General features: G+C 45.5%; 6 protein-coding genes. 3 read left to right on the forward strand and 3 right to left on the reverse strand.

All coding sequences use genetic code 11. From position 1 onward, the window contains the following. Positions 1 to 21 precede the first annotated feature (21 nt). Positions 22 to 3,684, reverse strand: a complete 3,663-nt coding sequence (locus V6C93_RS20690; RefSeq protein WP_333478563.1) for a GAF domain-containing protein — start codon at positions 3,682 to 3,684, stop codon at positions 22 to 24. Between the two features lie 995 nt (positions 3,685 to 4,679). Between V6C93_RS20690 and V6C93_RS20695 the strand changes: the two genes are divergently transcribed. Continuing rightward, on the forward strand, positions 4,680 to 5,480 hold the full coding sequence (locus V6C93_RS20695) for a pentapeptide repeat-containing protein (protein ID WP_333478564.1): 801 nt from the start codon (positions 4,680 to 4,682) through the stop codon (positions 5,478 to 5,480). Between the two features lie 138 nt (positions 5,481 to 5,618). Then, positions 5,619 to 6,071 carry a SufE family protein gene (locus V6C93_RS20700; protein ID WP_333478565.1) on the forward strand — a complete coding sequence of 151 codons (453 nt, stop codon included), beginning with the start codon at positions 5,619 to 5,621 and terminating at the stop codon, positions 6,069 to 6,071. Positions 6,072 to 6,171: 100 nt separating this feature from the next. Here the strand turns inward: V6C93_RS20700 and V6C93_RS20705 are convergent, their stop codons facing one another. Together V6C93_RS20705 and V6C93_RS20710 are read right to left on the reverse strand one after the other, a co-directional pair. Continuing rightward, on the reverse strand, positions 6,172 to 6,414 hold the full coding sequence (locus V6C93_RS20705; RefSeq protein WP_333478566.1) for a hypothetical protein: 243 nt from the start codon (positions 6,412 to 6,414) through the stop codon (positions 6,172 to 6,174). A 598-nt stretch (positions 6,415 to 7,012) separates the two neighbouring features. Further along, positions 7,013 to 7,468 carry a pentapeptide repeat-containing protein gene (locus tag V6C93_RS20710; RefSeq protein ID WP_333478567.1) on the reverse strand — a complete coding sequence of 152 codons (456 nt, stop codon included), beginning with the start codon at positions 7,466 to 7,468 and terminating at the stop codon, positions 7,013 to 7,015. A gap of 407 nt (positions 7,469 to 7,875) precedes the next feature. Here V6C93_RS20710 and V6C93_RS20715 point away from each other — a divergent pair. Then, positions 7,876 to 8,591, forward strand: a 716-nt coding sequence (locus V6C93_RS20715; protein WP_333478568.1) for a DUF3598 family protein, incomplete at its 3' end; no start/stop codon positions are given.

Consider the following 8,591-nt stretch of genomic DNA (forward strand, 5'->3'; position numbering starts at 1 on the left):
TTAGATTCAACTCGGGGCTGATCAACCCTCCTGTGACAGCGGAATCTGAATAAGAAACTCTGTACCTTGCCCCAGTAAGCTATAGCAACGTAGCTGACCCCCATGTTTTTCCACTACAATTTGATAACTGATCGATAACCCCAAACCTGTACCCGTTCCCACGGGTTTGGTAGTAAAAAAGGGGTCAAACAGTCTCGCTTTAATGTCTTCAGTCATTCCTGGACCATTGTCGGCAATGCGGATTGCGACCTCATGATCATTGATCAGTTCAGTGCGCACTCGGATGAAGCTAGGATTGGCGAGGCTTTCCTCCAGTGTTAGTGCTGCGTCTTCGGGGCAGGTTCGCATCTGAATTTGCTCGTCAATGGCATCGATCGCGTTGACTAGCAAATTCATAAACACTTGGTTGAGTTGTCCGGCATAGCACTCTACCCGAGGCAAATTCCCATACTCTCTAATCACTTGAATTTCAGGATGCTTCCCGGAAGCCTTGAGGCGATTTTGCAGAATCATCAGAGTACTATCCAGCCCCTCGTGCAGATCAACCGCTTTGACTTCTGCTTCGGCAATGCGGGAGAAGTTGCGTAGGGCTGCGACAATCTCACAAATTCGCTCGGCTCCCAGCTTCATGGAACTTAAAAGTTTAGGCAGGTCTTCTACTAGAAACTCTAGGTCGATCGCGTCAATTTCCGACTGAATTTCTGGCACTGGATTGGGATAGTGCTGCTGATAAAGCTGAACTAAACCTAAAATATCTTGGGTGTAGCCACTGGCATGAACGAGATTGCCATAAATAAAGCTGACGGGGTTATTGATTTCGTGAGCGACGCCAGCGACTAATTGTCCCAGACTGGACATTTTTTCGCTCTGTACCAGATGGCTTTGGGTATTTTGTAGTTCAATTAAAGCTTGCTCCAGTTGTTGAGCTTGCGACCGAGCTTGTGCTGTTGCGGTACAACTTTGCTGATAAAGTTCGGCTTGTTGAATGGCGATCGCGATTTGGTCGGCAACCGCACAAATTAATTCCACCTCTGAATCTTGCCAACGGTAGGGACGAACATTCTTCACCAAACCGAGACTTCCCCAGACTGAATCACCAAAGTTCAAAGGTACTAGTAACCAAGCACCGGGAAAGGTGTTTGCATAATCTTTGTTAATCTCGTCCTTACAGGTATCCGAGTCATGAATGTTGACAATTTCTAATCGCTTGAGTTGGTCGGAAATCTGATTATTTTCAGCGGGAAGCTTCATTCCCAGTGCCACAGGTAAATCGTTTGATTTACGATATTCGGATACATTTAACCAAAGTTGTTGTTCGGGTAAGTATTGGACAATGTGAGCATAATCGACTTCCAGGAGGGAGCCAATTTCACGGACAGCTGTGGCAAAAATTGTCTCTAAGTCTAAAGAACTGCGGATAACTTGAGTGAGCTGATTGAGTAATTGCTCTCGTAAGAAATGGGATTTTGCTTGTTCATACAATTGACTATGCTGAATCGCGATCGCGGCTTGAGCCGCCAAGCCTGAGAGCAAGTCGATTTCCCATTGCTGCCATTGTCGGGGTTCACTACAGTGATCAGCAACCAGTAGCCCCCATAATTGATTGTTGTTCAAAATTGGGACTAGCAAGTGAGCTCTAACTTGGAGCTTGGCGAGTAAGTCCAGATGACACGGGCTAAGATTGGCGGCATAGATATCTTCGATTGCCATCACCCGACCGTGCTTATAAGGCAGAACATAGGCTTCCTCAAAGCAAGGGTCATAGATATTCCGTCCCAGAATAGAGAAGTAATTGGATGCCGCAGATTCAACGACGACATTGCCACTCCAATCTGGCTCAAAGCGGAAAATAATGACTCGGTCTGTCTGAAGTACCTGTCGAACTTCCGCGACTGTTGCCTTGAGAATCTTCTCCAACTTCAGTGATCGGCGAATGCGGCCTGCGATCGCTCCAATCAGACGCTCCCGCTGAAACTGTTGCCGCAGTGCTTCTTCGATGTCTTGGCGTTGAGCAATTTCAGTTTGAGCCTGCTGATAAAGCTCTGATTGTTGAATCGCGATCGCGGCTTGGGTGGATAGGCTCTTGAGTAGGTCGATTTCCGACGGCTGCCAATTCCGAGGTTCGCTACACTGCTGGGCAACCAGTAACCCCCACAATTGTTCTTCGTGGACAATCGGGACGACGAGGTTCGCTCTCACCTGAAACTGAGCGAGTAAATCGCGGTGACAGGGTGCTAAAGAGGCGGCGTAAATATCCTCTACAGCCTGGATTCGTCCCTGTTGGTAAAGCTGGATATAACTTTGTGCCAGATGCTGATCACAAATGACTGCTCCTGACATGGGTATCCATTCAGAACCCACTGATTCCACAACAACCACGCCACTACCATCAGCATGGATGCGGAAAATAATCACGCGATCGCACTCCAAAAATTGCCGAACTTCGGCAACTGTGGTATTGAGAATCTCTTCCAGGTTCAAAGACTGGTGAATTCGTCCTGCGATCGTCCGAATCAGCTGTTCTCTGAGGAATTGTTGCCGTAGCGCTTCTTCCACTTGCTTGCGCTTGGTGACATCCTCGAAAATATAAAGATGCCCGACGTAAGGCTGGGACTCATCCCGAATGGGTGTAGAAACGCGTCGGATTGTGCGTCCATCCACCAAAGAAATTTCATCCTCAACAACGGGATGGTTTTCCTCTCTTTGCACGGGTTGGCAAAAATCGGCACAGGCTGCTATCTCTGCTAGAAGTGGCAAACAGTCGGGAATGATATCGCTGTTTTTGAGTTCACCCCCCTGCATTCTCTCTTCCAAATGCTCGATGCCCCAAATTTCACAAAAGCGGCGGTTGAAGTAGAGTATGCCATCAGTCCGATTGTCTACCATGTAAAAGGCTAACGGGGAGGTACTGGTTATTGTTTGCAGTATCGCTTCTTTCCAGCACAGTTCCTCTAGCCATCTCGCCTGTTTCTCCTGTGCGAATTTGCGTTGGCTGATATCTTCAACTACGGTAATAAAATGTTGTGGCTGGCCCGAAGAGTCCCTGGCTATAGATACCGTCTGGTGTCCCCAGATGATCACACCATCCTTGCGGAGATAACGCTTCTCCATTTCGTAGTGTTGAATTTCACCCGCAAGAAGCGATCGCATGTACTCAGGATTAACTCCAAGGTCATCGGGAAAGGTAATATCTCGGAAGGTTCGTGTCTGTAATTCGTCCTGAGTGTACCCGAAAATCTCACAAAACTTTTGGTTGACTCTGAGAAACCGACCGTTTAGTTTGCAATAGCTGATGCCCAAATGAGCTTGCTCAAAGGTGGCACGAAAGCTTTCTTCCCGTCTTTGTTGTGTCTCCTGTATCTGTTTGTAATCGGTTATATCTTCACAAACTAGGCTGATAATTGGATTAGATTGGGTTCCTGACACCAAGCTAACACTCGCTTTTGTCCATAAAATGCTTCCGTTCTTCCGAACAAGCCGGACTTCCCATTTCCTAATCTGAGTAGGCTGTTGTTGTAAGCTGATTAGATTGCTTTGGCTTTTGGCTTGGTCTTCTAGAGCAAAAACTGACACGATTGACTTTTGGGTTAACTCTGCAACCCGATAACCCAGATAAGCTGCACCAAACTGGCTAACAGCAATAATTTTGCCACCCGAATTGAGAGTAAAGCAGATGCAGGGCATACTTTCATAGAGCCTGCGAAACCACTCTAATTCATAATTTTTTTATAGAGGTCTTGGTCTTCGTCATTCTGCCACTGTTTGCTATTAGAGTTAACCGAATGAGACTGTCTAAGGTCAGCCTTTTTACTCAAGTGACTCATGTTAATTATTAAATCTTATATTTTAACTATTTTTCAAATCATAGCTCTCTCTTTACTCATTTTCTATGAAGGTTTAAATAATGAATTAACTGTTTTTTTTTACATTTGATGTAATTATCTGTTGCCTAAGCATTGTTTTTCAGCGCCCAAACTATTAACACTCTGTCTCGAAGCCTCTGATAGACAATCAGAGGCAATTAATTTGTATATAAATTTATGGATAAAAATTTTCCTCGGTCAATGTTTTTAGAGCAATTTTTACAGCCTTTGAACGTGAAGCGCTCACGCGCTGTTAGATTGGTCAGCTCGGTTATCGTTATAGTGACCCTCTTGAACGTCATTACCGCTCTGTTAAGGAAGCTGTTCCCTTTAGTGACAGCTAAGCGTAGTTTAGGGAAAAAGAGCTTGTGCGCTACCCTCACATGGCTAGCTCGTACAGAGCTGCGTCAAAAAGCGCGAAAGCATATGAACCCTAGACTACTCAGTGTATGGTTGGAACTTGAGGGGGAAAGTTCTATAGATCATTGGCTGTATTCGTCAAAAATAATACAAAACTAAAAATCACTGATACGAATATTTCAACATCTTAAATAATATTTAAAAATATTCAAATATCCATGAGTATACACTCTCAATAATAAACTTTTTTATTCACGAAGATAAAAGGACTATTTGAGGGATCTGCGTGTAGCGTGGTTTTCGGGTAGCAATGGCTGAGTCTGTTACTGTTGAAGGGTATCTGAATAAATCGTTGCTCTAAGTAGCGCAAAATATATAGATACCCCTAAAATTTTAACCACAACGCTCTCAGAACTGCGATAGAGAGCCTTTGCCGCCGTGATGGAGTGATACAACATGAAGCTCAAAATCCTCACTACTGCTATCCTACTAACCACAACGAGTCTAGGTGTAATAGTCGATACGCTAGCCCCGCTTCCGGCAAAGGCTGAAAATCTACAGCATACCCAACAGCTACTCGCCACTAAACAGTGTGCGCAATGTGAACTGAGTGGTGCAGGGTTAGTGCTGGCTGACTTGGCAGGTGCCAATTTGAGTGGGGCTGACTTGAGTCGTGCCAATCTCAGCCGTGCCAATTTGATTGGGGCTGATCTCAGTGGGGCTAACTTGACGGGAGCTTCTCTTAATGGGGCTAATCTCAGTGGGGCTAACCTCAGTGGTGCCACTCTAAATAGTACCGACCTGAGAGATGCAGTTCTCAGCGATGCAAAATTATTTGGTACCAGCCTCAGAACCTCTTATATTCAAGGAACAATGGGCATTCCTCAATACGCAGGAACGCCTGAAGATTTCTATGCTTGGGGAGTTGTGGAGTCCCAAAGAGGCAACTACAAAGCTGCGATCGCTAATTATAATCAAGCTCTTACCCTCAAGTCTGACTTTGCCCCAGCTTTCTTGGCTCGTAGCGTCTCCCGTTTCAATCTATCAGACTACAGAGGAGCCACTCAAGATGCCCAAGTTGCAGCGACTTTGTTTTCGGTTCAACAGAACTCACTAGGCTACCAAACAGCACAGAACGTGATTAAGGGTGTAGAAATTGTTCAGAATCCTCCTAAAGCTCGAAGCCGAGGCCCATCAATCGGCGATTTCTTCGTATCAGTCGGTTCAGTCCTGTTACAACTAGTTTCCTTCTTTTGATTCGATGCTAGAGGGACTTCCATTCCCGGCAATCGCTCACGCTTCGGTAAAACAGCCACTGTGCCATACCATCATTCCATCAGCGATCGCTCAAGCCTTGTTAGGATCGAAATGATTACTACTTCTTAAGTATTGGGTATGTCATCCACTTCAACTCCATTACCAGATTCCCTCGCCCGAATTGTGGAACGCTTTCAGCGACGTACCAATCCCAAGCAACGTTATGAGCAACTGCTCTGGTATGCCAAGCGGCTAAAAGAAATGCCAGAAGACGATAAAACACCAGAAAATAAAGTTCCTGGTTGTGTTTCCCAGGTTTTCATCACTGCCAGCCTGGAAGATGACAAACTATGCTATCAAGGCGACTCAGATGCTCAGTTAGTCAAAGGGTTAGTGGCTCTGTTGATTGAAGGACTCAACGGACTGACCCCCGACGAAATTTTACAAATCTCTCCCGACTTCATCCAAGATACGGGTTTGAATGTTAGTTTGACGCCTTCTCGTGCTAATGGATTTTACAACATCTTCCAGACCATGAAGAAAAAAGCACTAGGATTTAAACTGGGAGCATCTTCCCAATCACTGAGCTAATTGTGGAAAAAGGCGCAAGGATGAAAGATGAAACACAGATAAAATTCCACCTTTCACTTTAAAAGGAGAGTTTCTGCTGAGAAATAGCAATGATTTGATGCTATTGCGCTTCTTTTTCTCCTTTGAGGAGCGCTCCTGCCGCCGCTTGTAGGGAACCGTAGGTCAATTCAGGTTGACCGTTGATATAGTATTTTCCTTCTACCGATTCACAAATATTACCCACTACCAGCCCATCAGCCCCGTAAACGGCCAAAATCTGCTGAATTTGAGCGGGTTGAAAACCCTGGAGCGTTTGATCCCAATGGCTTTCATCCACAGGGCGAATTCTAATTGTTTCTTCCATATAATCGACTCCTATGAGAAATTCACACTCAATGAGGTAGAAGCAGCCGCCAACGTTGTAACACAGCTACATATAGACGAGCAATTAATCAGCGTCGCAATAGTGCCTTGCGGGATTATAGCTTCTCAATGGCAGCGAGAAATGTCTCAACCTCGACATTTGCCGCTCAAAAAGAAAGCAACAAGGCTATTGTCACCCCTCCTTCTTGTGTAGTCCAGCTAGGCTAAGATGAGCGCCTATTAGGGTACTCCGGACTGAGGTTAATGAAAGACGTTATCCTCAGTCTTAACAGGAATGGCACTGACTTAAGTGATCTCCTGCGGAATTTGCCCCCTAAATCCCCCAATTTCGGGAGACTTTGAACTCTGGCTTCCCCAGAATTGGAGGTTGGGGGGCGGATCGGCTCGCTATTTCAGTGACATTCGTCTTAACAGAGATTATTCCAAAATAGGCAAGTACATCACTGTGGTGGATCAGGCGGCACACTTGCCCATAGGGATAAGGTGGGCATCCTGCCCACCCCACAACACCATTATTTCTGTCAAACTGGGGCTACACCCGTCTCAACCTCACAAAAGTGGAACCGTTTCAACATAGCCTAGTCCCAAGCAGGCATAGAGGCATCTTCTCCACCAACGCCAATTCCTGTGTTAAATATTTCGGCATCACTAATATTAAGTCCATCCATTGATGCCCCATACACATTAGCATCATAAATCTTAGCGCTAGTAAAATTTACCCTGTTGAGATTAGCTCGTTGAAAATTAGCATTCGTTACCAACGCTGACGTGAAGTTAGCTCCAGTCAGATTGGCATGAGTCAGATCAGCTCCTTCTAGGTTGGCTCCCGTAAGGTTGGCTCCTTGCAGGTTGGCTTCTCTCAAGTCAGCACCAATTAAATGTGCGCCATGCAGGTTGGCTCCTGACAAATCACACCGAACACATTCTCCAGTTGACAATAGCTGTTTGACGTGAAGCGGGTTCTCAGCTTTAACTGGGCTGGTGAACAATAGCGGAGTTAGTAAGCTTAGGGTTGCTAAGAGCTTAAGCTTCATAATTTTCCCCTTTTGGAAGTAATATAGTATTCCGTTCTTAATCCTCACTCTTCCATTATCTCACCCAGCTCTTTGAAAGTCATTGATTTACGCCACAGGTCAGTTGTGATAGCACAAATACTATTTAGGCCACTAAATGCTGTTCGGTTGTCAGCTCTGAATCATTCAGCTTTTTCTTAATCTTTTATCAAAGATATACCATTAGATAGATTGTCAAAAAGAGCCCGTTAGAGTGACGTTCCCTCTGAAGCAAGGGTAGTTCCTGTATTCGAGCATCAGACCCTATCGGGTTATGCTATGAACAAGTCTGGGCTTTAGATCTTCTGTTCTAGAATTTTGAGATTCAAGACTCCATTTTTTGATTCACTTTCAGATAATTAGTAGAAATAATGACTTAATACACGCAAATGCTGTCACAATGGCAATGTCTTTTGAAAAATGTAGGGGAATGGCAAGGCTCATTTACCCACTTCTCACCCCAAGGGCAATATATAGAAGATACACCGACTGTGGTGAGCCTGGAAGGATTAAATAATAATCAAACCATTCGTCAGATTGTCCGCTATCTCCCACCGGATCAAGCAGTAGACGAAAAAGTTCTAGAGTACAGTTCTCTGAATCGAAGTATCCTATTTTTGGAAAATGGCGCTTTTTCCCAAGGATCGATTCAGTGGGGGCCTTTTTCAGAATTTGGGGCAGAATTCGGTTTAATTCAGGGAAATCGCCGTTTGCGCCTAGTGCAGTTATTCAACAAAGAGAGCCAGCTAGCTCAACTGACATTAATTCGAGAAAAATTGGCGGGTACTGATGCTCCAGAACGTCCTCCACTCACGTTGGAGCAGCTGCTGGGAGAATGGCAGGGAGAGGCGGTAACGATTTATCCGGATTGGCGATCGCCTGATACTTATCCCACTCACCTGGAAATTCAGCGTGAAGATAGCGAGTCCCCCAAAGGGACGACGCGAAGCGATCGCATCGTACAACAGCTCACCTTTGGAGGTGGGGCGTCAGCTCGCACTATCCGTTCTACCGCTAAAGTGGATGGCTCAATTCTCCACTTCGATCAAAGTCCCCTACCGACTCAGGTGTTGCTGCTACCTGATGGTGCCTCTTCCAACTGCCC

Origin of the sequence: Allocoleopsis sp. (assembly GCF_036703385.1) — a bacterium.
In the GTDB taxonomy this organism is placed as follows: Bacteria; Cyanobacteriota; Cyanobacteriia; order Cyanobacteriales; family Coleofasciculaceae; genus Allocoleopsis.